Below are 24,361 nucleotides of genomic sequence, written 5' to 3'. Positions count from 1 at the left end.
GAGCTTGTCGAAATGAGAACTCCGCTCATGCTTGGCTCCTCCGTTCGCCCTCGTCGCCGAGCTCGGACAGCTGGAACCAGTAGAAGCCGTGGCCCGGCAGGGTCAGCAGATAGGGCAGCTCGCCGATGCGGGGAAACCGCACGCTCCCGGTCAGCTCCACCGGGGTGAAACCCATGTGGTCGGACAGGTCGAGCTCGACGGGCTGCGGGAACCTCGAGAGGTTGTTGACGCAGAGCACGACGTCCTTCTCACCGTCGGGTCGTTCCCAGACGCGCTTGTAGGCCAGCACGCTGGGGTTGGAGCCGCCGAGGTCGACGAACTCCCCCTCGGCGAACGCGTTGTGCTGCTTGCGCACCTCGATCATCCGGCGGGTCCAGTTGAGCAGCGACATCGCATTGCCCTGCTGCGCCTCGACGTTGATCGCCTCGTAGCCGTACGTCGCGTCCATGATCGGCGGCAGGTAGACCCGGCCGGGGTCGGATCTCGAGAAGCCGGCGTTGCGGTCGGGCGACCACTGCATCGGCGTACGTACGGCGTCACGGTCGCCCAGCCAGATGTTGTCGCCCATGCCGATCTCGTCGCCGTAGTAGAGGACCGGCGATCCCGGCAGGCTGAGCAGCATCGCGGTGAACAGCTCGAGCTGGTTGCGGTCGTTGTCGAGCAGGGGCGCGAGCCGTCGCCGGATGCCGATGTTGGCCTTCATGCGCGGGTCGCTCGCGTACTCCTGGTACATGTAGTCGCGCTCGTCGTCAGTGACCATCTCGAGCGTCAGCTCGTCGTGGTTGCGCAGGAAGATGCCCCACTGGGTCCCGGTCGGGATCTCCGGGGTCTGGGCGAGGATCTCCGAGATCGGGAAGCGCGACTCCCGGCGCACGGCCATGAAGATGCGCGGCATGAGCGGGAAGTGGAACGCCATGTGGCACTCGTCGCCGCCGACCTTGGGATCGCCGAAGTACTCGACGACGTCGGAGGGCCACTGGTTGGCCTCGGCGAGCAGGATGCGGCCGGGATACTCCCGGTCGACCGTCTCGCGGCACTTGCGGAGATATTCGTGCGTACGCGGGAGGTTCTCGCAGTTGGTGCCCTCCTCCTCGAACAGGTAGGGCACGGCGTCGAGCCGGAAGCCGTCGATGCCGAGGTCGAGCCAGAAGCGCAGGACGTCGAGCATCGCCTCCTGGACCTCTTCGTTCTCGAAGTTGAGGTCGGGCTGGTGGCTGAAGAACCGGTGCCAGAAGAACTGCCCGCGCACCGGGTCGTACGTCCAGTTGGACGACTCGGTGTCGACGAAGATGATGCGCGCGTCGGAGTAGCGCTGGTCGTCGTCGCTCCAGACGTAGTAGTCGCCGTACGGCCCGTCGGGATGGTTGCGCGACTCCTGGAACCACGGGTGCGCGTCGGAGGTGTGGTTGAGCACGAGGTCGGTGATGACGCGGATGTCGCGCTTGTGCGCCTCCTCGAGGAGGTGGACGAAGTCCTCGACCGTGCCGAACTCAGGCAGCACCGCGCGGAAGTCGCTGATGTCGTAGCCGCCGTCGCGCAACGGCGAGGCGTAGAACGGCGGCAGCCACAGGCAGTCGACGCCGAGCCACTGGAGGTAGTCGAGCTTGTCGGCAAGGCCGCGCAGGTCGCCCGTGCCGTCGCCGTTGGAGTCGGAGAACGCTCGGACGAGCACCTCGTAGAACACGGCGCGCTTGAACCACTCGGGGTCGCTCGTGGCCTGCTCGGCGTGGCCGAAGTCGTCGGCTTGAGGTTCGACGAGTGTGCCGTCCTCGGCGATCGCCTCGCCTGTGTGGGGAGTCTCTTCCAACCCCACCAGGCCTGCGTCGGGGGCGGTGTCCTGCGGCATGTGGGTCACCTCTCGGTCAGGCATTCAGGGTGGTGTCGTCGGCGTCTTCGTACGTGCGTCTGGTGAGGCTCACGACGTGTGCGACGGCTCGGAGCGGGTCGAGGCGTACGTAGTTGGACTCGCCCCAGTCGTACGTCTCGCCGGTGACCTCGTCGTGCGCGATCAGGCGGTCACCGGGGTCGAAGCCGAGCGCCGGCAGATCGAGCCACATCGTGCCCTCGCGCGCCTCGTGCGGGTCGAGCGAGACGACGACCAGCACGGTGTCGCCCGTCGCCGGGTCCTGCTTGGAGTAGACCATCAGCGCGTCGTGGTCGATGTGGTGGAAGTGCAGCGTGCGCATCTGGTGCAGCGCTGGGTGGGCCCGGCGGATCTCGTTGAGCCTCGTCAGCCACGGCTGCAGCGAGCGCCCCTCGGCGAGGGCGGCGTCGTAGTCGCGGGGCCGCAGCTCGTACTTCTCGGAGTCGAGGTACTCCTCGCTGCCGGGCCTGACCGCCTCGTGCTCGTAGAGCTCGAAGCCGGAGTAGACGCCCCACGTCGGCGCGAGGGTGGCAGCGAGGGCTGCGCGGATCGCGAACATGCTCGGGCCGCCGACCTGCAGGTGCTCAGGCAGGATGTCCGGCGTGTTGACGAACAGGTTGGGCCGGCCGATGTCCCAGTTGTCGCGGTGGTCCTCACCGAACTCGGTGAGCTCCTGCTTGGTCGTGCGCCAGGTGAAGTAGGTGTAGCTCTGCGTGAAGCCGAGCCGCGCCAGGCCCCACAACCGTGCGGGGCGGGTGAACGCCTCGGCGAGGAACAACACGTCGGGATGCTCGGCCTTGACCTGCTCGATGAGCCACGCCCAGAAGTCCGGCGGCTTGGTGTGGGGGTTGTCGACCCGGAAGATGCGGATGCCGCGCTCGACCCAGTGCAGCGTCACCCGCAGCATCTCGGCATAGATCGCGTCGCTGTCGTTGTCGAAGTTGAGCGGGTAGATGTCCTGGTACTTCTTGGGCGGGTTCTCGGCGTACGCGATCGTGCCGTCGGGCAGCGTCGTGAAGAACTCGGGATGCTTCTTGACCCACGGGTGGTCGGGCGCGACCTGGAGGGCGAGGTCGAGGGCGACCTCAATGCCGAGGTCGTTGGCGCGCTGGACGAACGCCGTGAAGTCCTTGTCCTTGCCGAGCTCCGGGTGGATCGCGTCGTGGCCGCCCTCCTTGGCACCGATCGCCCACGGCGAGCCGGGGTCCGTCTTGCCCGGCGTCAGTGTGTTGTTGGGGCCCTTGCGGTTGACCCGGCCGATGGGGTGGATCGGCGGCAGGTAGACCACGTCGAAGCCCATGTCGGCGACGCGCTCGAGCTCCTTGGCGGCGGTCGCGAACGTGCCATGGACGGGCTTGCCCTTCTTGTCCGTGCCGCCGGTCGAGCGCGGGAAGAACTCGTACCAGGAGCCGTACGCCGCCCGCTCGCGGTCGACCCAGATCGAGCGGATCGGTCCCTTGGTGACGACCTGGCGCACGGGGAAGTCGTGCATGATCGTGCGGACGTCGTCCGACAGCGCGGGGCCGGTGCGGGCGCCGAGCGGCAGCTTCGTGGCCCGCAGGGCGGTGGCGGCGCCCTCGAGCGCCGGTCGCTGCGCCTTGCGCTCCTTGCGGCCCGCGACCTCGTCGAGCAGGCGGGCGGCGAGCTCGAGATCGTTGGCGAGCTCGGTGTCGGTCTGGCCGGCGGCGAGCTTGACCTCGATCGAGTGCACGACCGTGGTCCACGGATCGCCCCACGCGTCGACGCGGAACGTCCAGAGCCCGGTGGCGTCCGGGACGATCGTGGCGGTGAAGAGGTCGGTGTCCTTGCCCGTCTCGTGCATGCGGGTCTCGCGGTCGCTGCGCTCCCCCGGGCCGCGCCAGACGACAGTCGAGCCCACGGCGTCATGGCCCTCGCGCCACACCGTCGCGCTGACGGGGACGTGCTCGCCGGTGACGGCCTTGGACGGGTGGGTGCCGTCTCCGGACACTGGTCGAACGTCGTCAATTCCGAGTCGACCCGTCATGCAGTGCTCCCCCGTACGTCGAGTGCGTGCAGTCACCTTCGAACCTACTGGTTGGACCTACCCGGGCGCGATCCGAGCAAACGGGTGAAGGCCCCTAGTGAGGCCGCCCGCGGCCGAACGTGAGCGAAGCGAAGGGCGCAACGCGAGCCGAAAAGCTCACGCGATCACGCACGTTGAGCTTGTCGAAACGTCCTTTCGACAAGCTCAAGGACCGGGGGGTCAGTGTCTCTCGGCGTCGGTGCCGAAACCGTCTCGCTTCTTGCGCTCCTCGAGCGACAGCTGCTCCTGGAACAGCGTGATGTGCAGACCCCCCGGCGCGTCGAGCCTCGAGTTGAGCGACTGCCAGGGCGTCTCCGTCGGTGGCGCCACCAGCGTGGCACCGGCGTCGACGAGCTTCTGCGTACGTTCCTCGCCGTCCAGCACCTCGAACGCGACCCGCAGCCGCGGGGTCGTCGGGTGGCCCACCTCGACCTCATCGATCATGCGCCGTTGCGCCGGGTTGGCGATCTCGAGCGTGGCGTAGCCGGCGTGCAGGATCGTCACCTTGGCACCTTCACCCTCGGCCTCGAACGCCTCCTGCTCCCGCAGGCCCAGCACGTCGCGGTAGAACTGCACCGCCTGCTCGTAGTCGTCCGCCTCCACGACCAGTCGCAGCTGGACGACGGGCCCGTTCCCCTCGGTGTTGTCAGTCATGACCCGACGCTACGACGTGACGGCGGCGAGCGCTGCGGCTTCGTACGACGCCGCCAGCTCGTTGACCTCGATCGAGGCCTTCTCGGGCGACCCGGAGTCGAACGGAGGTTGCGGGTCGTACTCGGTCCACAGCTGGACGGCCTCGGCGACCTGACGGCCGGAGATGAGCTCGACAAGGCGCAGCGCCATGTCGATGCCGCTCGAGACGCCGGCGGCGGTGATGACGCGCGCATCGAGTTCCTCGACGACACGCTGATGCGTCGGCTCGGCACCGAACAGCGGGAGCTTGTCCACGTGCCGGTAGTGCGTCGTCGCCCGGAGACCCTGCAGGAGGCCGGCGGCTCCGAGCAGCAGCGACCCCGAGCAGACCGAGGTCGTCCACCGCGTGCGCTGGTGCACCTCAGCGAGCCATCGCGGCAGGTCGCCGGCCAGCGCGAGCGCCGTGCCGGGTCCACCGGGTACGACGACGATGTCCGGGCGAGGGACGTCGTCGAAGCCGACCGCGGCCAGGCTCAGCGAGCCGCACTCGTCCGTGACCTGCCCCGGCGTCGGCGCCACGAAGCTCACCGTGACGCCGGGAGTGAAGGCCAGCATCTGGTAGGGGCCGACCACGTCAAGTGCGGTGAAGCCGTCGTACAGCGGGAAGACGACGTGGGTCATGAGCAGTGCATCTCGTGCCGGCGGCGTACGAGCACGACGAGCATCGCGACCATCATCACGACGTGCGCGGTGACCATGAACGCCATCGGGCTCATGAGGTCGGCCCAGACGAGCGGCAGGAGCACCGCCGGTATGTACATCGCCGCGCACATCTCGAGCGTGCTCGCCCAGGTGTGGCGCCGAAACCGCATCCACGCCGCCATGCCGATCGACATGTCGGTGGCCATCAGGACGTACGAGGTGCCGGGACGATCGGCGAACTCGACGGTGAGTCCCGCCGTGGCGCGGAGCATGCCGAACAGGAACATGCCTGCGAACATCGCGATGACCATCTCGACGTAGTGCTTGGCCAATGGCCACCACGAGCGCAGGATGCCTGGGGTTGGGGTGAGTGAGGATGTCATGCCGCCAGCGTCCGCGGCCTGGCGCGACGGGTCCATCGAGCGTGAATAGCGTGTCCGAAAACTTGGGGAACAAGTCTGCGGGACATGCTGACCTGCGCGCGTACGACGCCTAGGTTGGGTTCATGGAGGAACCTCGCCGAGTCGTTGTCGTCGGATATCCGGCGGCTGAGCTGCTGGACATCGCCTGCATCGTCACGGCGTTGCAGCTCGCGAACTTCCTCAACGGGCACGCCCTCTATCGCCTCGAGCTGGCCTCCCCCGGCGGACTGCCGATCCACACCGGCACCGGGCTCACGATCAACGCCGACGTCGCGCTGGAACGGGTTCGCGGTCCGCTCGACACGCTGATGGTGTCCGGCGGCATCGGGTACGTCGATGCGATGGCCGACGACCGACTGGTTGCGCACGTACGACGCCTCGGCCGGGAGTCGAGGCGGGTCGCCTCGGTCTGCACGGGTGCGGGGATCCTGGCTCAGGCGGGCCTCCTGACCGGCCGCCGGGCGGCGACGCACTGGGACCACGTCGACTTCCTCGGCGAGCGGTTCCCCGACGTCGCGTTCGACCGCGACCCGATCTTCATTGCGGAGGACGACGTGTGCACCTCGGCCGGGGTGACGGCCGCGCTCGACCTCACGCTGTCTTTCATCGACGCCGACACCGGATCCGACCTCGCGCGGGACGTCTCCCGCCAGCTCGTCACCTATCTCCAGCGGCCCGGCAACCAGGCCCAGATGAGCATGTTCACCGCACCACCGGCGGTCAAGAGCTCACTCGTGCAGGACGCCGTCTCGTACGTCACGACACACCTCGACGAGGACCTCTCGGCTGCCGCCCTCGCAACACGAGTCCCGATGAGCGAGCGACACCTCGCCAGACTGTTCATCAAGGAGCTGGGCACGAGTCCGGGCCGCTTCGTCCGCAAGGCTCGCACGGAGGCGGCGGCGCACCTGCTGACTGGCAGCGACCTGAGCGTGCAGACCGTCGCGACGCGCTGCGGGTTCGGCACGGTCGAGTCGCTGCGGCAGGCGTTCTGGGCGATGTATGGCGTGTCTCCGACGCACTACCGGATGACGCAGTCCCGAAGCGTGAGTTCGGTCAGTCCTGCGGTGGCAGGTCGATCTGGTACTTGATGAAGCCCGGGTCGTCGGCCACCTTGTCGTACACCCGCCGGGCCGTGGAGTTGGACGCCTGCGTGTGCCAATAGACCCGTCCGCACCCCTGGTCGCGGCCCCAGTCCGCGACCGCAGCGATCAACGCGGCCGCGACGCCGCGCCCTCGCGCCTCAGGGGCGGTGAACAGGTCCTGCAGGTAGCAGACGTCGGCGCCCGAGGTGCTGGGGTGGACGAAGAAGTGCGTGATGCCGACAATCTCGCCGTCCAGCCGCGCGCCCAAGGCATGCAGCCGCGTGCCCTCTTGGAACTCCTGCCACGCCCGCTCGTACATCTCGGCCGGCTCGGTGCGCTCGTAGAAGTCGATGTACGCCCGGAACAGCTCCTCCCATGTCGCGCGGTCGTCCGGCGCGAGCCGACTGATGGTGATCACGGCCGCCGTCAGTCCTGCCGGGGGGCCTTGAGCAGCAACAGTGACCGGCCCGCCAGCGTCAGTGAGCTGCCGGCCGACAGCGGCTCGGTCGATGCAGGTGCACCGTCGGGGGTCGTGGTGTCCAGAGTCGGCTCGAACGTCTCGCCGAACTCGACGCCCGGCAGCACGACGTCGATCGGATCGGCACCGGCGTGCATCAGCAGCAGCCAGGAGTGATCTGTCAGCAGCTCACCTTCACGCGTACGGGACTGGCTGTTGGAGCCGTCGATCCACATGCCGAGGGTGCGGCGGTCGTCGTCCTCCCAGTCCGCCTCGTCGAGCTCGTGGCCGTCGGGGCGCAGCCAGATGAGGTCCGGCCGGCCCGTGGGTGTGGTCCGGCCGTCGAAGAACTCCGGCTGTCGCAGCGCCGGGCTGTTGGCACGCAGGTGCACGACGCGGCGGGCGAACGCCAGCATCGCGTCGGCCTCGGCGTTCTCGGTCCAGTCGACCCATGAGGTCGGGTCGTCGAGGCAGTACGCGTTGTTGTTGCCGCCCTGGGTGCGCCAGCGCTCGTCACCGGCGACGAACATCGGCGTGCCGGTCGAGAGCATCAGCGTCGCGAACAGGTTGCGGGCCTGCTGCTGCCGCAGCGAGCCGATCGCGGGATCGTCGGTCTCGCCCTCGACGCCGTGGTTCCATGAGCGGTTGTCGTTGGTGCCGTCGCGATTGTCCTCGCCGTTCGCCTCGTTGTGCTTGCCGTCGTACGACACCAGGTCGCGCAGCGTGAAGCCGTCGTGCGCGTTGATGAAGTTGATCGACTGCCACGGCCGGCGCAGCGTGTGGTCGTACAGGTCCGATGAGCCGGTCAGCCGGTAGGCGAGGTCGTCGACTCCCCCGGCGGCGCCGCGCCAGAAGTCGCGGACGGTGTCGCGATAGATGCCGTTCCACTCGGCCCACTGCGCGCCGAAGTCGCCGACCTTGTAGCCCTCGCCGGTCGCATCCCACGGCTCGGCGATCAGCTTGCAGGTCGACAGGACGGGATCGGAGGCGATTGCCGTGAGGAGGGTCGAGTCGCGGTCGAACTTGCCGCCGTTGGGCCGGCCCATCGTGCTCGCGAGGTCGAAGCGGAAGCCGTCGACGCCCAGCTCGGTGGCCCAGTAGCGCAGCGAGTCGGTGACCATGCGGACGACGGTCGGCGAGCTGGACTCGAGGGTGTTGCCGCAGCCCGTGATGTCGGCCATGTGGCCGTCCTCGTCGTGCAGGTAGTAGGCCGGCGCCTCGTAGCCGCGGAAGCTCAGCGTCGGGCCGTCGGGCCCGCCCTCGCACGTGTGGTTGTAGACGACGTCGACGATGACCTCGATGTTGGCGGCGTGTAGCGCGGCCACCATCGTGCGGAACTCCTCGACCTCGCGTCCCGGCTCGCTGGCATATCCGGCGTGCGGGGCGAAGAAGCCGAGCGGCGAGTAGCCCCAGTAGTTGTGCCGGCCGGCGTTGACGAGCGCGGGCTCGTCGCTGAACGTCTGCACGGGCAGCAGCTCGACACTCGTGACGCCGAGGCGCAGGAAGTGCTCGATGACGGCGGGATGGGCCAGGCCGAGGTAGGTCCCGCGGAGCGGCTCGGGCACGTCGGGATGCTGCTGCGTGAAGCCCTTGACGTGGAGCTCGTAGATCACGGTCTCCTCGAACGGGACCTCGGGCTTGACGCCGGTGTCGGGGCCGCCGGGGCTCGTCACGACGCTGAGCGGGACCGATCCGAGCGAGTCGACCTGGGACGGCTCGACGCCCTCGGGATCGTCGGCATAGCCGAGCGCCGCCGTCATGTCGGTCATGGTGCCGCTGATGCGCCGGGCGTACGGGTCGACGAGGAGCTTGTTGGGGTTGCAGCGCAGGCCGGTCTTGGGCTCGTACGGGCCGTCGATGCGGAAGCCGTACTTCTGGCCCGGCGTGACTCCCGGCACCAGGCCGTGCCAGACGCCGAACGTACGCTCCGTCAGCTCGATGCGGCGCTCGTTGAGGTCGTCGTCGATGAGGCACACCTCGACCCGCTCGGCGACGCTGCTGGCGACCGCGAACCGTACGCCGCCGGCCTCCGGGTGCGCCCCGAGCGGGAAGGGGCGTCCGGCGAGGACCTGCGTGTCCGAGGACGGGTGGGTTGCCATGCCCACCAGTCTTTCAGGTGGCTGGCGGGGACCGGCCCCCAGCAGGCGTGACGATCGGCACGCCGGTCAGGACGCCTGCGGTGTCTCGATGTTGGAGTAGTACGGATTCGTGAACGGGAAGTCGCTGGTGGCCCAGTGGCGGAGGGCGGCGTGCAGCGTCGCGTAGTGCCCGCTCTCGTACGCCTCGGGCGTCACCCACCAGCTCACGTCGACGTCGTGGTCGAGGAGCTCCTCGGTCAGCTTGGTCCGCCGGCCCATGGGATAGAGGTAGCAGCAGCCGAGGTACGTCCCGCCGGTGTCGTACACCGCGTATGTGTAGGAGCCGCCGTCGCGGAACTCGCACTCGTGCCAGACCAGGTCGACGTAGTTGCCGTCCTCGGTGACGGGCTCGGTGGGCCAGCCGCCGCCGCGCGTACGCCGGATGAGGTCGAGGCTCGCGTTGATGCCCGCGACGTCGTCGTGCAGGTGCCCGCGAGTGATCGCCTCGGCGCGGATGTCGCCGAGCTCGAGCAGTGTCGGGGCGGCCCACCCGTCGGGCACGGGCAGCCGCTTCATGAAGTCGCCGTAGTCCACGGTCACCTCGTCGCCCGATAGGTGAGGATCACGATGCCCGTGTCGAGCGTGATGGCGTCGACCATCTCGAACGTCCCGGACAGGCCTGGACGGTGCAGCAGGCCCTCGGTGCCGACGATGAACGGGTGCACCCACAGTCGCAGCTCGTCGAGCAGGCCGGCCTCCATGAGCGCGTGGGTCAGCTGGCCGAAGCCGAACTGGATGATGTCGGCGCCCGGCTGCTCCTTGAGCTCGCGGATGGCGTCGACTGGGTCGTGGTCGATGACGATCGTGTTGTTCCACGTCGGCTCGGTCAGCGTGCTCGAGACGACGTACTTCGGCAGGGCGTTCATGCGGTCGGCGATGGGGTCGCCGGCCATCGCCGAGAACACCGGCGCGAAGCCCTCGTACGTACGCCGGCCCATGATGATCGCGTCGCTGCGCTCGAGCCGTTCCTGCTGGATCTTGTTGCCGGCGTCGGTGAAGCCGCCGACGGTGGGCCAGTTCTGCGGGTCGTCGATGACGCCGTCGAGGGTGATGTAGGTGGAGCTGGCGATCGTACGCATGCGGTTCCTTTCGGGTCACGCGAATATTGGAGTCACTCCAACTATCGCTGAGTTCCACCATGACCAATTTTGCGCAGAAACACCACCCCTGCCGGCGACCTGCGGCCGGATTGTTGGGTTCCGCGTCCCGAAAGACGCGTTGTCGCGCGCATCGCTCTCGGACCTCCGGGTAGGTCGTACGGCATGACCCTTTCTGCGGACGACATCCGATGACCGCCAGCCTGGGAGCCGCACTGGTGCTGATCATGCTGTTCTTCGTCGGGCTCGGAGCGTTGCTGACGCTCGCGGTCCACATGGAGTCGACGCTGGAGCACCCCCGAGGCCGCCACCGCGTACGCGTCCCGGTCCATGATCGAAACCGGCGGCCGTAGCCTCGATACCGCTGCAACCCCTACGATCACTCCATGCTTTCCCTGGAGTCCGCGCTGACGTTCGCGGTCGCGTCGTTCCTGCTGATCGTGATCCCTCGCCCGAGCGTGCTGTTCGTCGTCGGGCGGTCGCTGTCACTCGGTCGTCGCGGAGGGCTGCTGAGCGTCGCGGGCAACGAGCTCGGCGGGTTGGTGCCGATCACGGCTGTGGCGCTGGGCATCGGCGCGATCGTGTCGGACTCGATCATCGCCTTCACAGTGGTCAAGATCGCCGGCGGCGCGTACGTCATCTACCTCGGCATCCAGGCGATCCGGCATCGCCGTACGCCGATAGACCAGCCGGCCGAGGCGCCGAAGTCGGGCGGGCGCCTGCTGTGGCAGGGCTTCGTGGTCGGTGCGACGAACCCCAAGACGATCGTGTTCTTCGTCGCCGTCCTGCCCCAGTTCGTCAACCACGACCGCGGCGGCATACCCGGTCAGATCCTGATCCTTGGGCTGATCTTCACGGTCATCGCGTTCGTGTGTGACTCGGTGTGGGCCGTGGTCGCCGGCGCCGCCCGCACGTGGTTCGCCCGGTCACCGCGCCGCATGTCGCAGATGAACGCGACCGGCGGCACGATGATGATCGGCCTCGGCGGCGGCCTCCTGCTCGCCGGCAACAAAGCCTGACCGCTCCGAACCGGTGGTTGAGGTGCGAAGGCCGCCAGCGGCCGTAGCCTCGAAACCACGTTCCACCGATCGCAGATCCCCTACGCTTTCCGCATGCTCACTGCCGCCCGCCGTCGTCCGTTCAGGACAGCGTTCGTCGCGGTCGTCGCAGCGCTCGGCGCATTCGCCGCGACCTACTCAGCCACCGGTCGCTCTCTGCAGCACCTCATCGGCTACCCCTGCCGATAGCGCTGAGACACTTGGGCGGTGCACCCAGGCATCGTCGTCGTCCGCTCACCTGGCCACCAGGCCGCTGACCGGGGTCTGCCCCGCTTGCTGGCCGCCTACCACCTGCGTACGGAGTCGGAGAAGGGCGCAGCGGTGGAGAGCGTCGACGAGCTGCCGGAGCGCTACCGGTCAGAGGTGCAGCACCCGTCGGCCACGTTCGCGAATGACGTCGCGCTGGTGGCAATGAACGGCGACGCCGCCGTCGGCTGCCTCGTCGTCACGGCGTCGAAGAACGGTGCGTCAGAGATCAAGCGGCTGTGGACCGACCCAGAAGTCCGCGGCCGAGGTGTCGCATCCAAGCTGATCGAGGCTGCCTTCGCGCACGCACAGGAGTCGGGCACCAACACCGTACGTCTGTCGGTGTGGGAGTGGCGCCACGACGCGATCGGGCTGTACGTGCGGCTCGGCTTCAAGGCCGTCGATTCGTGGGAGGAGCGCGAGCAGCTCTTGTGCATGGAACGCTCGACCGCACCTGACGTGCCGAGCCGCCCGGCCGCCTAGAGCAGCAGGAACGTCGCGACCCCCGCGAGCACCAGGAGACCGAGCAACGGCAGCAGCAGCTTGTAGGCCACCACCAGCGCGCGGCCACCCTGCGTGCCGAGCACGGGAGCTTCCGGCGCACCGACGACGATCCGCTGCTGGTCGGCGAGGAAGTCCATGTACGCGATGCCCCACGCGACGGTCCGGTTGTGGGTGGCGATGATCATGCGAGCCGGGTCGACGATCACCGGGAAGGCCATTGTCGAGAATCGCTTCCGCGGCTTCGCGAGCGCGGCTGCCTGCGCTGCCTGATCGGCCGACGAGCTCACGATGACCGGGATGACCGCGACGCCGGTCTGGAACCCGATGGGAAGACCACCCTTGACGCTCTTGGCCCACTTCGCGGCCAGGTCCGTGATCGCCGAGAGGTCCGCCTCGGTCGCACGTTCGACGACGACGAACACCACGAACGTGTGGAGGCGCGTCAGGAACCACCTGATTCGGAAGTCTGAGCGCCGTACGGCCCTCGCTCCTGGCAACACGGTCTGGTCGACCTCGACCGCCTTGTAGCCGGCAGCCTGCAGTCGCGTCAGTGCCGCATCGGTCCATACGTCTGGAGTCACGACGAACACTCTGACAGTCGGTTGAACCCGACGTGGCAGATTTGGCGACATGCATCCGTTCAGCCAGATCGACGTGTTCGCCTCCACCATCACCGAGGGCAATCCCCTCGCCGTCGTCCATGACGCGGACGACCTGACGGATGAGCAGATGGCCGCGTTCGCGCGGTGGACCAACCTCGCGGAGACGACGTTCCTGCTGCGTCCTTCGTCTGACGCGGACTACCGCGTACGCATCTTCAACACGCAACGCGAGCTTCCGTTTGCCGGCCATCCCACCCTCGGCTCAGCGCGTGCCTGGCTCGAGGCCGGCGGTACGCCTCGCACGCCCGGCGCGATCGTCCAGGAATGCGGCGCCGGCCTGATCCGCATCCGTCAGGACGGCGACCGGCTCGCCTTCGCCGCTCCCCCGCTCATTCGCGACGGCGCGGTCGACGACGCAGACCTGAAGCGGGTGATCGACGGACTCGGCGTCGAGCCCGCTCGCGTCGTCGATGCCAAATGGGCGGACAACGGTCCCGGCTGGGTCGCGGTGCTGCTCGACAGCGCCGAGACCGTGCTGAACCTCAAGCCCGATCAGGCCCTCTTCGGCGAGAACAACCGCGTCGGCGTCGTCGGCCCGCACCCGGAGGGCTCCGAGACCGCCGTCGAGATCCGCGCCTTCACCTCCAGCCCCGGCGGCGAGGACCCGGCGACCGGGAGCCTCAACGCTTCGATCGCCCAGTGGCTCATCGGCACCGGTCGCGCGCCCTCGTCGTACGTCGCCGCGCAGGGCACCGCCGTCCGTCGCCGCGGCCGCATCCACGTCGACCAGGTCGGCGAAGACATCTGGATCGGCGGCGAGACCGTCGTCGGCATCAGCGGGACGGTGGATCTGTAGACAGCGGTCCGGACGGTCGTCGCCACAGGCCTGGCCGTCGGACGCTGCCCTCCAGCGGCATTCCGCCGCGTCCGACTCGGGGACGGCTGAACTGACAGACAAAGAGCCCGAAGCACCGAAAGCCCGCCCGTGTACGAAGCGTCGCGACGTGAGTCCACGAGGTCAACCCGCCAAGACCTCCGCCACGACTACGCCCGCCAGTCCCAGGTAGACGGCGCCGGCCATGTAGTTCAATGCCGCACCGGCCCTACGGGAACTCCTGAAACGGGATTGGAAGGTCCCTGCCGTCACTCCGATGGTTCCGTAGAGCAGGACCTCGGTCATCACGTTGATGGCGCCCAGCATCGCCAACTGCATCTCGGTATTCAGCGCATTTCCTGTGAACTGCGGGAGGACAGGAAGGAAGAACAGCAGCAGCTTCGGGTTGGTCAGACTGACGATCACCCCACGGAGGTACGGCCGCGTGGCTGAAGCGCCACGAACATCGCCGGTCGATCTATGGGCGCCGCGGATGGTCACGTACGCGAGCCACAAGAGGTAGGCCGCGCCCAACAGCTTCACGGCGTCGAGCAACATCGGGTACGAGTGAGCCGCCCGTCCCACGCCGATCACGACTGCGGTCGCGTACACGCTCATGCCAGTCCCGATGCCCAGGATCGCGTGCACGGCGCTTCGCCGACCGGCCTCGAGACCAGCGGCAATCACGTATGCCATGTCGGGCCCGGGCGGGATGAGGAACAGCAAGATGACGGCAACGAAGCCCGGAAGAACCGCAAGGTCAACCATCGCTCCCAACCCCCCAAAATATGGAACCTTCTATGACGGTTCTACCAACGCACTCGTCGATCCGCAACCGGCTATGGTGGTTCCATGACTGCTGGCTTCCCTCAGTTCCGCACCGGGAAGGTGCTCGCGACGGCGTTCACGGGGACCCTCTCGGAACGCCATGGCACGGCGGTCGAGCGCATTCCCACGCCGCAACGACTGACCGATTGGCTGGAGATCCATGGCCTTCCAGTTGAGTCCTGCAGCAATGCTCAGCTCGAACGCGCTCGGGCGCTGCGAGAGGCGATTCATGCTGCGGCGACAGCGGCCGCCACCCAAGACGTGCTGCCGACCACTGCCGTCCGTCTGATCAACGACTGCAGCGCCCAAGGCTGGGCCGCGGCAAGCTTGACGCCTGACGGCCAGCGACATTGGCAGCTCAGCCCGACACCCTGCGTCGAGGACGCACTCAGCGTGATCGCGGCCGACGCCATCAGCACCATCGCCGGCGATCGCGACGGCAGGCTCGCCTTGTGCGCGTCGTCGACCTGCCGAGCGGTCTTCCTCGACACCAGCCAAAGCCACACCCGCAAATGGTGCGACATGAACACGTGCGGGAACCGCCAGAAGAAGGCGCGCTTCAGAGCCCACCAAACAGCAAAGGCCCGACCTGAGAGATAAGTCCTCGAGCCGCGTCTTGTCGCCGCGATCTCGTCATGGCACGCGTAGGTCGGGGTTGTAAGGTGGGCTTGAGTGGACCTTGGCCATCGTCATCGTCGTCGCCCCAGAAGTTGTTCATTTCGAGGCCCTCAAATCTCCCCACGCAATACAAGATGGCCGCAATGGCGAAGATGTTCGCTCTGGCGTATCCGCCTACTCGGAACATCGTGAGTCCGAGAAACGCGATCAGCACACCAGCTGCAATCCGCACCAGCCACTTCATCACCCGATGCTAGAAGGTTCCGAGCAGCGCCACCCCGTGGACGCCAGTCCACCGCGGCCAGGCATGCCCGCGTCACTCCGCCGCGCGCGCTGCGTCTCGGGCCGCGAGGTCACGGACCGGATCCTGCACGAGCAGGTTGACCCACATCCGGCCCAGCCAATCTGCGTACTGCTCATCGCTCCAGCCCCGCTCGACCACCAGTTGGTGCCACAGGTGCCCGTCGGTCATCGCCCAGATCAGGTCGCGGCACTCCTCCTCGGTGACCTTGAGCTGTCCGGTTGCCGCGGCCTCGCGCGCCATCACGGACAGTCCCGCCAGGCGCTGCCCCTCCATCTCGGCCGCCATCTGGGCGGCGCTGGCCTCGCTGGCGGCGGCGCCATGCACCGACCTGACGAACGGGGTCATCCGACGTGCGGTCGCCGTGGAGAACTTCGCGTGCATCATGAACCGCGTGGCCAGGTCCGGCTCGGCCCGTATCGCCACCACCTCGGGTCGCTCGTGGAAGACGACCTCCTCGTCGTCGCCGCCGATGGTCACGTCCCAGGTGCGGTGCAGCAGGGTCGCCTTGTTCTTGAACGTGGCGTAGATCGTCTCGGGCGAGACACCCGCACGCTCCGCGACCTGCGCAATGGTGGTGCGCCCATAGCCCTGCTCGACGAACAGGTCGTGCGCCGCCCGCAGGATCGCCCGCTGGGTCTCGCGGGCCTGGGCGCGACGACGGGTTGCATCGTAAGGCCTCTTGACAGACTCATTCATTGGATACACCATCACTGTATTGAACGTAGTAACACTACATCGAAAGTATAGGTGATCATGATGACTGCATCAGACTGGTCCAGCGTGGCGGCCTCTTGGGAGGCCCACTCCGCGGGCATAGAGGAGACCAGCGCGACCGTGACCGAGGCGCTGCTCGCTGCCGCCGCGATCGCGCCGGGCGAGAACGTGCTCGAGCTCAGCGCGGGCACCGGTCACCTCGCCACCCACCTGGTTGAGCTGGTCGGGCCGGACGGGTCGCTGGTCGCCAGCGATGTCGCGCCGGAATTCGTTGCGGTGCTGGAGCGACGGCTCGCGAACGCGCCCACTGCCAGCGTGGCGACGATCGATGCCGCCGCGATCGCGGGGCCGCCTGCGGCACACGACGCGGTCGTGTGCCGGATGGGCCTGATGTTCGTCCCCGAGCCGGTCGAAGCGCTCCGCGAGATCCGCCGCGTCCTGCGACCCGGCGGGCGGCTCGCCGCCACGGTCTGGGGTACGCCCGACAACAACCCGTGGATGGTCAGCGTCGGGTTCGCCACCATGATGACCGGCCTCCTCAACGGCCCCATGCCGACCGAGCCCGGCGGCCCCTTCTCACTCGGCGACCCTGACGAGCTCGAGAAGCTCGCCCGCGAGGCCGGGTTCGGCGACGTCTCGGTCGAGGTCGTCTCCTACACTCGCCGGTACGCCTCCGCGGACGAGCTGTTCGACATGGTCCGCGTGCTCGCACCCCCGATCGCGGCCGCCCTCGCGAACGCCTCGCCCCAGCAGCTCGCCGCCGCCCGTACGACGGCCGCGGACTTCATCACCCAGTACCGCTGCGACGACGGGTCGTACGACGTACCGGCCTGCGCACTGGTACTGCTGGCGTCCTGACCTCCAGCGACAGTTCGTGCCGAGTTTCCGCGCGAAGCTGGGTGACCGGCCGGCGGGCTCTTAGGCCTTCAGCGCGTAGGTGAGTTCCTCGATGCCATCGTCAGGCGCGGGCGGCTTCGCGTCCTCCGCGCGATCGCGCCGAAACCCGCACTTCTCCAGGACACGGATCGAACCCGCGTTGTGCGCGACGACATGGGCGTACAGCGGTCGGACCGACACTTCCTCGGTCAGCAGGCCGAGCGCCTGCGTCGCGACGCTGCGGCCCCAGAACTCGCGCCCGATCCAGTAGCCGAGCAGCTGCTGCCCGTCCTGCGGCCAGCTGCAGATGTAGCCCGCCACCGCGCCATCCGCAACGATCGTGCGCACCACGAGGGTGTCGTCCCCGCGGACCTTCGCCCAGTGCGCCGCGACCTGATCCCTGTCGCGAGCGGGAAACGCCGCCATCTCGACCGCCTGCGGATCCGCCTCGTGCTCGAAGAACACCTCGACGTCCTGGTCCTCGACATTCCTGAGAACCACGGCGGGTGGCACGTCGGGGACTTCACTCATATCCAGTCACTCCTCGGCTCGGCTGTCCCGACTATGTCACCGACCGCAGACAGGATGGTTGTTGCCGAGGACCTGCCACCCGGATGGTGCTCGAGATGGTTCATAATCGGAAGTTGTCAGGCTCGACAGAGGCTGGCTTCGCGGACGTGGTGTAGTTGCAGCACGCTTCCCTTCCAGGGAATGGGTCGAGGTTCAAATCCTCGCGTCCGCTCCACAAACCGAAGTCGGACCGGCCGGCCGAGACCTTCCTTCGCTCGGCTCAGGGAACCACGAGGTCGAGGGTCGCTCGCGTCCGGTCGTCGTCGTGGACGTGGGTGATGAGCCCTCGGCGGCTGTCGTATTCGCCGAAACCCGTTCGTGGAGTGGGTGAGAGTCGGCCGACAGCCGACGGATGAGAAGGGGACACGATGAGCACGAACAGGGTCTTGATTTCGGGAGCGAGCATCGCAGGTCCGGCGCTGGCGCACTGGCTGCGGCGCAGGGGCGCCGAGGTGACGGTGGTCGAGCAGTCGCCCGGGCTGCGTCCGGGCGGGCAGGCCGTGGACGCGCGCGGAGTGGCCAAGGAGGTCATCCGGCGCATGGGGCTCGACGAGGCCATACGCGCGGTGTGCACCGACACCGCTGGCGCGTACGTGGTGGACGCGGAAGGGAAGGTGCTGGACACCCATCGCGCGGAGGAGAACGACGGCGACGGATACATCTCGGAGATCGAGGTCCTGCGCGGCGACTTCGCCCAGGTGCTCTACGACGACACGCGCGACGGTGTCGAGTACGTCTTCGGCGACCGGATCGCCGATCTTACCCAGGACGCGGATGGGGTCGACGTCACCTTCGCGAGCGGAGACCAGAGGCGCTTCGAGCTGGTGATCGGCGCGGACGGGTTGCACTCGGCGTTGCGCGGGATGGTCTTCGGGCCGCGCGAGCAGTACGTCCGGCACCTCGGGCTCGTGCTGGCGTTCTACAGCGTTCCCAACGAGTTTGGTCTCGATCGCTGGCTGATCGACTACCACGAGGCGGGGCGCTCCGCGGGCCTGCGACCCATCCACGACGCAAGTCAGGCGATCGCCATGCTCTCGTTCCCGTCACCCGACTTCTACATCGACTACCGCGACGTCGAGGGCCAGAAGCGGCTGCTGCGCGAGCAGATGGCCGGCGTGGGCTGGGAGACCTCGCGCATCCTCGAGCACCTCGACGACACCCCCGACTTCTACCTCGACCAGGTCGCGCAGGTCGTGATGGACCACTGGGCCAAAGGACGGGTCGGGTTGCTCGGGGATGCCGCATTCAGCGCGTCGCCGATGTCTGGCGCAGGCACCGGACTGGCGCTGGTCGGGGCATACATGCTCGCCGGAGAGCTGGCCGCCGCCGACTGGGACCCGGTGGCCGGATTCGCCGCCTACGAGGCGCGGATGCGTACGTACGTCGAGGACAACCAGGAGATCGGCCGTATGCACGTACAGATGCTCACCGCCGACCCTGAGGCCGAGCCGGGCCCGGAGCCCGACATGGAAGCCCTCATGGCGCTGATCGAGCGAGCGGTCGGCGGTCCCGAGCTGCCCGACTACACCGGCGTACCGGATTCCGGAGCTCGCTAGCCACGCGCAGGTAGCATGTGTCGGAACGAGGATCGTGGGTAGTTCGCCCATATGAAGCAGCTCCAAATCGGCCTGGTGGCTGATCCAGCACTGCCCACACAGATCGCGCACGAGATGAGTGACCTCGATCCGCCGGACGGCGACAATCCTGGCGGCTGGGACGTCGAAGTCGTGAGTGAGCCGTTCACTGTCGACTGCGAGGACGTCGACACCGCCTTGGGCCGTCTCAGAGATGAAGCCGCGGGACACGACTGGGACCTGGTGGTCGGCCTGACGGAGCTTCCGCTCCGCGACGACGACAGCCGCTACCTGCTCGTCCAGACCGATCCGGGGTAACGGATGGCCGTGCTGTCGCTGCCCGCTTTGGGCGGTCTGCGTATGCGGTCTCGCACTCGGCACGCGATCGCTCAGCTCGTCGAAGGCCTGGCTGACTCATCCACGGACGAGCGCCGCATTCCGGTGGCACGACCGGGTGGCCGGTGGCGCCTGCTCCTCGGGATGGTGCTGGCGAACCGCCCGTGGCTGCTCGTGCCCGGACTGAAGTCAGCGCTCGTCGCGGCGCTGGCGACAGGGGCGGTCGCGACGATCAACTCCACCGTGTGGCTGCTCGCCGACTCCATGGCGTGGTGGCGACTCATCGTCGCGACGATCGCTTCGATATCCCTCGTCGTCGCCTGGCTCGTGATCGATGGCGGGCTCTGGGATCGTCCCGACAACGACTCCCACGAGGCCCGGGAGCGATCCCGTCTCTACAACGCCTCGACCCTGATCACCCTGACGACCGGCGTGGTCATCTGCTACCTCGCCCTGTATGTCGTGAACCTCGTATGGGCGATGTTCGTCCTCGATCCCTCCGTCAGGGGCGGCTACCTCAACAGGTCGTTCGGCTACCAAGAGCTGTTCGTCCTCGCCTGGTTCGTGGCCTCAGCCGCCACCGTCGGCGGCGGCCTCGGCAGCGGCCTGGAGTCGGACGAGGCCATCCGGGCGGCCACGTACTCCAAGCGCGAGGAGGAGCGGCGCAACCGGCTCGCGCGTGACAAGGACGAGTCGTCACGCGACTGGGACCGCGACTAGCCCGCTGACCCCCACGACAGCAGCACGCGGTCGTCGGACGTACGGACCTCGAACGACTCCTCGGCGAAGCTGACGACGACGCGGAGCGAACCGCGGTGCATGACGAGCCAGGAGTCGTCGTCGGCGACCTCGACAACGAAACCGTCGAGCGACGGATCGGCCAGCTCAGGCTGTGAGCGGCGCAGCGCGATCAAGGAGCGATAGACGCCGAGCATCGAGGCATGGTCCGGCGAGGACAGCTCCGACCAGTCCAGGGTCGAACGCTCGACGGTCGCCGGGTCCATCGGGTCGGGCACCTCGGACTCGCCCCAGCCGTGCCGGCCGAACTCGCGGCGGCGACCGGTGCGTACGGCCTCGGCAAGCTCGGGATCGGGGAACGACGCGAAGAACTGCCACGGCGTGCTGGCCGCCCACTCCTCCCCCATGAACAGCATCGGCGTGCAAGGGCCCAGCAGCACGATCGCCGCACCGCAGGCCTGCAAGCCGGGCGAGACGGACGCCGAGATGCGGTCGCCGGTGGCGCGGTTGCCGATCTGGTCGTGGTTCTGCAGGTACGCGAGGAACGAGGTGCCGGTCAGCTGAGAGGTGTCGACGGGACGGCCGTGCGTACGTTCGCGGAACGACGACCACGTGCCGGCGTGGAAGAACGCGCCGCGCAACGTCGTGGCCAGCGCATTGTGCGCGGCGAAGTCGGCGTAGTAGCCGTCGGTCTCCCCCGTCAGCCGTACGTGCAGCGCATGGTGCAGGTCGTCGCTCCACTGCGCGTCCATGCCGAGCCCGTTCGCCGAGCGTGGCATGACCATACGCGGGTCGTTGAGGTCGGACTCCGCGATCAAGGTCAACAGCCGGCCGAGCACGTCAGACATACGAGCGGTCTCTGCCGACAGCTCCTCGAGCAGGGTCAATGCCCGCCGATCAGCCAGCGCGTGCACGGCATCGAGCCGCAGCGCGTCGACGTGGAAGTGCTCGAACCAGCCGAGCGCGTTGTCGAGCACATAGCGCCGCACCTCGTCGGACTGCGGCCCGTCGAGGTTGAGCCCGGGCCCCCAGTCGTTCTGGCCGGCGAAGTAGGGGCCGAAGCGGTCGAGGTAGGCGCCCGACGGCCCGAGATGGTTGTAGACGACGTCGAGCACGACGCCGAGCCCGCGCGCATGGCACGCGTCGACGAAACGCTTGAACCCGTCCGGTCCCCCGTACGGCTCGTGCACCGCGCCCCACAGCACCCCGTCGTAGCCCCAGCCCGCGTCGCCGTCGAACGAGTTGACCGGCAGCACCTCGACGAGGTCGATGCCGAGGTCGACGAGGTGGTCGAGCCGCTCGATGGCGGCGTCGAACGTACGCCCGGGGGTGAACGTGCCGATGTGCAGCTCGTAGATCACCGACCCCTCAAGGGCGCGACCATGCCAGTCTGCGTCGGTCCAGGCGAAGTCGTCGTGGTCGTACGTCCGGGAGGCCGCGTGCACACCACTGGGCTGCCACCGCGAGCGCGGGTCAGGCAGCGGAGTGTCGTCGTCACCGAGCAGGAACGCGTAGTCGGTGCCGGGCTCCGCCTCGACGTCTGCGTGCCACCAGCCGCCCTCGCCGGGCTGCATCGCGTGATCGGTGCCGCCGACCTGCAGGCGTACGCGCTGGAGGTCGGGGGCCCAGACCGTGAACGTCACCTGACGACGCGGGTTTCCGGCGACTTGGTCTGCGCCGGATCGGTCTCGGGCAGGTCGCCGAGCGCCTCGTCGACGGCCTTGAGCACGTCGCCGTCGAGGGTGATGCCCGACGCCTGCGCGTTGGACTCGACCTGCTCGGGCCGTGAGGCGCCGACGATCGCCGCGGCGACGTTGTCGTTGGCGAGCACCCATGCGACGGCGAGCTGCGCCATCGTGATGTCGAGGCCATCGGCGATCGGCTGCAGTTTCTGCACGGCGGTCAGCACCTCGTCGTCGAGGAAGCGCTTGATCATGTCGGCGCCGCCCTTCTCGTCGGTGGCGCGGCTGCCCTCGGGCGGTGCTGCACCGGGCTTGTACTTGCCGGTGAGCACGCCCTGCGCGATCGGCGACCAGACGATCTGCGAGACGCCGAGCTCCTTGCTCGTGGGGATGACCTGGTCCTCGATGACCCGCCAGAGCATGGAGTACTGCGGCTGGTTGGAGATCAGGTGGATGCCGAGGTCCTGGGCGAGCGCGTGGCCGGCGCGGATCTGGTCGGCGGTCCACTCGCTGACGCCGATGTAGAGCGCCTTGCCCTGACGGACCACGTCGGCGAATGCCTGCATGGTCTCCTCGAGCGGCGTCTCCACGTCATACCGGTGCGCCTGGTAGAGGTCGACGTAGTCGGTGCCGAGCCGCTCGAGCGATCCGTTGATCGACTCCATGATGTGCTTGCGCGACAGGCCGGTGTCGTTGGGTCCGCCGGGACCGGTCGGCCAGTAGACCTTGGTGAAGATCTCCACCGACGCGCGGCGCTCGCCCTTGAGCGCCTCGCCGAGGACGGACTCGGCCTTGGTGTTGGCGTAGACGTCGGCGGTGTCGAACGTCGTGATGCCCGAGTCGAGCGCCGCCCGTACGCATGCCAGTGCCGCGTCGTTCTCGACCTGGGAACCGTGCGTGAGCCAGTTGCCGTAGATGATTTCGCTGACCTTGAGGCCGCTGTTGCCGAGGTATCTGAAGTCCATGATTCGAGCCTAGTGCGGCGCTCCAGATCGGCATGTTTGCGGGTTTCCACATGATCATCTGGAGGCCATCGACACTGTCGGTGGTGTGGTCTAGATTGGAATCAGTCGAACATACGTTCTAGTGATCGGGGGATCATGGTTGCCGAGCTTGTCCCATCGCCACCACCACTGGTGGGCTGCCTGGACGCGCTCGACTCGATCTTGAACGAGATGCCCACGGATGCGTACGACTCGTTGGATCCCGCGACCCAGCGGCACGCGGTGGAACGGTTGCGGCGGATCAAGGCCCGGCTCGCCGCCCAGGAACTTGCCGCCGTCCGCGCGTTGGATGCCGGGCTCGGTGACAAGGAGCGCACCGGTGAGGTGCTGGCACGGGGGTTCGGTCGCGACAAGTGGGAGGCCGACCGGTCCGTCCGGGTCGCCAACCAACTGTCGTCCGCGCCCAAGACCGAGGACGCGTTGGCCTCTGGTGAGCTGGCCGAGACCCAAGCCGCGGTGATCGCCGGCACCATGGCCGGACTGCCTGAGGGAGTGACGCCCGAGCAGCGCGACGTTTGCGAGACCACGCTGATCGCGGACGCGAAACGGTTCCCGATCAAGGACCTGCGCCAGAGGGCGCTGCGCATCTCGGACGCGTTCAAACCCGAGCCTGAAGCCAAGGTCGATGAGGACGAAGCACTGCGACTGCGCGAGAAGAAGGCCTGGGCCCGCACCGAGGCGTGGCTGGTGGACGACAAGGACGGCACCTGGCGATTCGGCGGCCGACTCCCCTCGCTGCACGGCGAGATGCTCAAGTCGGCACTCGACGCGATCGCCGCACCCCGACGCCGCCACCTCACCGCCGAACAGGAACGCGACCAGGACGAGCTCACCTACCCTCAACGCATGGGCCGCGCGTTCGCGCACCTCATCGAACAACTCCCCACCGACAAGCTGCCCACCACCGGAGGCACCCCCGCAGTCATCACGGTCAACATCGACCTCGAAGACCTCAAGAAGAAGATCGGCGCCGCCACACTCACGACAGGCACCCGGATCAGCTCCGGTGAGCTACGCCGCCTGGCCTGCACCCAAGGCATCCTGCCCATGGTCTTCAACGGCGGGTCCTTGCCGATCGACATGGGCCGGTCCAAGCGCTTGTTCACCCCGGCGCAGCGGATCGCGATCGCCAACCGCGACCTCGGCTGCATCACCCCCGGTTGTGAAGCACCCCCGGGCTGGTGCGAAGGGCATCACTGGAAAGACGACTGGGCCAACGGATCCACCACCAACATCGACGACGGTGCCCTCTTGTGCTCCCGGCACCACCACCAGGCCCACGACGAGAACTGGCAGTTCCGCCAAGCCACCGACGGCCACATCGAGATCAAGAAACCCCATGGCGTCTGGCAGAGAAACCACCGCTGGCGACCCTGATTTCGAGACGCCGC

General features: G+C 67.9%; 27 protein-coding genes and 1 tRNA gene. 13 read left to right on the top strand and 15 right to left on the bottom strand.

Features of this window, described 5'->3' with window-relative positions; genetic code table 11:
• Positions 1-25: 25 nt before the first annotated feature.
• The 5 genes from treS to BOSE46_RS03455 form a co-directional block, all read right to left on the bottom strand.
• Positions 26-1,846, bottom strand: coding sequence for a maltose alpha-D-glucosyltransferase (treS, locus tag BOSE46_RS03475; RefSeq protein WP_159538285.1), 1,821 nt, complete (start codon positions 1,844-1,846; stop codon positions 26-28).
• A gap of 16 nt (positions 1,847-1,862) precedes the next feature.
• A complete protein-coding gene (locus BOSE46_RS03470; RefSeq protein WP_305782088.1) occupies positions 1,863-3,905 on the bottom strand; it encodes a maltotransferase domain-containing protein in 2,043 nt (680 codons plus the stop codon).
• A 183-nt stretch (positions 3,906-4,088) separates the two neighbouring features.
• Entirely contained in the window at positions 4,089-4,562 is a 474-nt protein-coding gene (locus tag BOSE46_RS03465; protein ID WP_159538283.1) for a VOC family protein, read from the bottom strand.
• A gap of 9 nt (positions 4,563-4,571) precedes the next feature.
• Entirely contained in the window at positions 4,572-5,222 is a 651-nt protein-coding gene (locus BOSE46_RS03460) for a DJ-1/PfpI family protein (protein ID WP_159538281.1), read from the bottom strand.
• The gene (locus BOSE46_RS03455) at positions 5,219-5,626 is read right to left on the bottom strand and encodes a hypothetical protein (protein WP_159538279.1); all 408 of its coding nucleotides are present in this window, start codon (positions 5,624-5,626) and stop codon (positions 5,219-5,221) included. The genes BOSE46_RS03460 and BOSE46_RS03455 overlap by 4 nt, the downstream gene beginning before the upstream one ends.
• Positions 5,627-5,748: 122 nt before the next feature.
• On the opposite strand from BOSE46_RS03455, the gene BOSE46_RS03450 reads away from it, so the two are divergent.
• Positions 5,749-6,756, top strand: coding sequence for a GlxA family transcriptional regulator (locus BOSE46_RS03450; RefSeq protein WP_159538277.1), 1,008 nt, complete (start codon positions 5,749-5,751; stop codon positions 6,754-6,756).
• On the opposite strand, the gene BOSE46_RS03445 is transcribed toward BOSE46_RS03450, so the two are convergent.
• From BOSE46_RS03445 to BOSE46_RS03430, 4 genes are all read right to left on the bottom strand, one after another.
• A complete protein-coding gene (locus BOSE46_RS03445; protein ID WP_236551603.1) occupies positions 6,722-7,168 on the bottom strand; it encodes a GNAT family N-acetyltransferase in 447 nt (148 codons plus the stop codon). The genes BOSE46_RS03450 and BOSE46_RS03445 overlap by 35 nt on opposite strands.
• 8 nt (positions 7,169-7,176) lie before the next feature.
• The gene (gene glgX, locus BOSE46_RS03440; RefSeq protein WP_159538275.1) at positions 7,177-9,306 is read right to left on the bottom strand and encodes a glycogen debranching protein GlgX; all 2,130 of its coding nucleotides are present in this window, start codon (positions 9,304-9,306) and stop codon (positions 7,177-7,179) included.
• 66 nt (positions 9,307-9,372) lie between these two features.
• Positions 9,373-9,879, bottom strand: coding sequence for a GNAT family N-acetyltransferase (locus BOSE46_RS03435; RefSeq protein WP_236551602.1), 507 nt, complete (start codon positions 9,877-9,879; stop codon positions 9,373-9,375).
• A gap of 2 nt (positions 9,880-9,881) precedes the next feature.
• The gene (locus BOSE46_RS03430; protein WP_159538273.1) at positions 9,882-10,424 is read right to left on the bottom strand and encodes a dihydrofolate reductase family protein; all 543 of its coding nucleotides are present in this window, start codon (positions 10,422-10,424) and stop codon (positions 9,882-9,884) included.
• A 209-nt stretch (positions 10,425-10,633) separates the two neighbouring features.
• On the opposite strand from BOSE46_RS03430, the gene BOSE46_RS03425 reads away from it, so the two are divergent.
• The 4 genes from BOSE46_RS03425 (at position 10,634) to BOSE46_RS03415 (ending at position 12,229) form a co-directional block, all read left to right on the top strand.
• The gene (locus BOSE46_RS03425; RefSeq protein ID WP_159538271.1) at positions 10,634-10,795 is read left to right on the top strand and encodes a hypothetical protein; all 162 of its coding nucleotides are present in this window, start codon (positions 10,634-10,636) and stop codon (positions 10,793-10,795) included.
• Between the two features lie 33 nt (positions 10,796-10,828).
• Positions 10,829-11,461 carry a LysE family translocator gene (locus BOSE46_RS03420; protein WP_159538269.1) on the top strand — a complete coding sequence of 211 codons (633 nt, stop codon included), beginning with the start codon at positions 10,829-10,831 and terminating at the stop codon, positions 11,459-11,461.
• 93 nt (positions 11,462-11,554) lie between these two features.
• The gene (locus BOSE46_RS21550; RefSeq protein ID WP_256366692.1) at positions 11,555-11,689 is read left to right on the top strand and encodes a hypothetical protein; all 135 of its coding nucleotides are present in this window, start codon (positions 11,555-11,557) and stop codon (positions 11,687-11,689) included.
• A gap of 18 nt (positions 11,690-11,707) precedes the next feature.
• Positions 11,708-12,229 (top strand): GNAT family N-acetyltransferase, encoded by a 522-nt coding sequence (locus BOSE46_RS03415; protein ID WP_201299506.1) that lies wholly within the window; start codon positions 11,708-11,710, stop codon positions 12,227-12,229.
• Here BOSE46_RS03415 and BOSE46_RS03410 read toward each other — a convergent pair.
• The gene (locus BOSE46_RS03410; protein ID WP_159538267.1) at positions 12,226-12,831 is read right to left on the bottom strand and encodes a hypothetical protein; all 606 of its coding nucleotides are present in this window, start codon (positions 12,829-12,831) and stop codon (positions 12,226-12,228) included. The two genes, BOSE46_RS03415 and BOSE46_RS03410, sit on opposite strands and share 4 nt — an antisense overlap.
• A gap of 49 nt (positions 12,832-12,880) precedes the next feature.
• On the opposite strand from BOSE46_RS03410, the gene BOSE46_RS03405 reads away from it, so the two are divergent.
• The gene (locus BOSE46_RS03405) at positions 12,881-13,708 is read left to right on the top strand and encodes a PhzF family phenazine biosynthesis protein (protein WP_159538265.1); all 828 of its coding nucleotides are present in this window, start codon (positions 12,881-12,883) and stop codon (positions 13,706-13,708) included.
• Between the two features lie 162 nt (positions 13,709-13,870).
• On the opposite strand, the gene BOSE46_RS03400 is transcribed toward BOSE46_RS03405, so the two are convergent.
• Complete coding sequence (locus BOSE46_RS03400) at positions 13,871-14,494, bottom strand: LysE family translocator (protein WP_159538263.1); 624 nt, start codon at positions 14,492-14,494, stop codon at positions 13,871-13,873.
• Positions 14,495-14,578: 84 nt separating this feature from the next.
• Between BOSE46_RS03400 and BOSE46_RS03395 the strand changes: the two genes are divergently transcribed.
• A complete protein-coding gene (locus BOSE46_RS03395) occupies positions 14,579-15,154 on the top strand; it encodes an ABATE domain-containing protein (RefSeq protein ID WP_159538261.1) in 576 nt (191 codons plus the stop codon).
• Between the two features lie 334 nt (positions 15,155-15,488).
• Here the strand turns inward: BOSE46_RS03395 and BOSE46_RS03390 are convergent, their stop codons facing one another.
• Positions 15,489-16,172, bottom strand: a complete 684-nt coding sequence (locus tag BOSE46_RS03390; protein WP_159538259.1) for a helix-turn-helix domain-containing protein — start codon at positions 16,170-16,172, stop codon at positions 15,489-15,491.
• Positions 16,173-16,232: 60 nt separating this feature from the next.
• On the opposite strand from BOSE46_RS03390, the gene BOSE46_RS03385 reads away from it, so the two are divergent.
• On the top strand, positions 16,233-17,048 hold the full coding sequence (locus BOSE46_RS03385) for a class I SAM-dependent methyltransferase (protein WP_159538257.1): 816 nt from the start codon (positions 16,233-16,235) through the stop codon (positions 17,046-17,048).
• A gap of 60 nt (positions 17,049-17,108) precedes the next feature.
• On the opposite strand, the gene BOSE46_RS03380 is transcribed toward BOSE46_RS03385, so the two are convergent.
• Positions 17,109-17,597, bottom strand: coding sequence for a GNAT family N-acetyltransferase (locus tag BOSE46_RS03380; RefSeq protein WP_201299505.1), 489 nt, complete (start codon positions 17,595-17,597; stop codon positions 17,109-17,111).
• A gap of 140 nt (positions 17,598-17,737) precedes the next feature.
• On the opposite strand from BOSE46_RS03380, the gene BOSE46_RS03375 reads away from it, so the two are divergent.
• From BOSE46_RS03375 to BOSE46_RS03360, 4 genes are all read left to right on the top strand, one after another.
• Positions 17,738-17,811: transfer RNA gene (locus BOSE46_RS03375), tRNA-Gly, on the top strand.
• A 193-nt stretch (positions 17,812-18,004) separates the two neighbouring features.
• The gene (locus tag BOSE46_RS03370; protein ID WP_201299504.1) at positions 18,005-19,192 is read left to right on the top strand and encodes an FAD-dependent monooxygenase; all 1,188 of its coding nucleotides are present in this window, start codon (positions 18,005-18,007) and stop codon (positions 19,190-19,192) included.
• A 51-nt stretch (positions 19,193-19,243) separates the two neighbouring features.
• Positions 19,244-19,528 (top strand): hypothetical protein, encoded by a 285-nt coding sequence (locus BOSE46_RS03365; protein WP_201299503.1) that lies wholly within the window; start codon positions 19,244-19,246, stop codon positions 19,526-19,528.
• 42 nt (positions 19,529-19,570) lie between these two features.
• Positions 19,571-20,266 (top strand): hypothetical protein, encoded by a 696-nt coding sequence (locus BOSE46_RS03360; RefSeq protein ID WP_201299502.1) that lies wholly within the window; start codon positions 19,571-19,573, stop codon positions 20,264-20,266.
• Here BOSE46_RS03360 and treZ read toward each other — a convergent pair.
• Positions 20,263-21,927, bottom strand: coding sequence for a malto-oligosyltrehalose trehalohydrolase (treZ, locus tag BOSE46_RS03355; RefSeq protein ID WP_159538255.1), 1,665 nt, complete (start codon positions 21,925-21,927; stop codon positions 20,263-20,265). The two genes, BOSE46_RS03360 and treZ, sit on opposite strands and share 4 nt — an antisense overlap.
• Positions 21,924-22,931 (bottom strand): aldo/keto reductase family protein, encoded by a 1,008-nt coding sequence (locus BOSE46_RS03350; RefSeq protein ID WP_159538253.1) that lies wholly within the window; start codon positions 22,929-22,931, stop codon positions 21,924-21,926. The genes treZ and BOSE46_RS03350 overlap by 4 nt, the downstream gene beginning before the upstream one ends.
• Before the next feature lie 135 nt (positions 22,932-23,066).
• On the opposite strand from BOSE46_RS03350, the gene BOSE46_RS03345 reads away from it, so the two are divergent.
• Entirely contained in the window at positions 23,067-24,347 is a 1,281-nt protein-coding gene (locus tag BOSE46_RS03345; RefSeq protein ID WP_159538251.1) for an HNH endonuclease signature motif containing protein, read from the top strand.
• Positions 24,348-24,361: the final 14 nt, after the last annotated feature.

Origin of the sequence: Aeromicrobium sp. 9AM (assembly GCF_902506105.1) — a bacterium.
GTDB lineage: Bacteria > Actinomycetota > Actinomycetes > Propionibacteriales > Nocardioidaceae > Aeromicrobium.
This window is presented reverse-complemented; position numbering and strand designations above follow the sequence as displayed.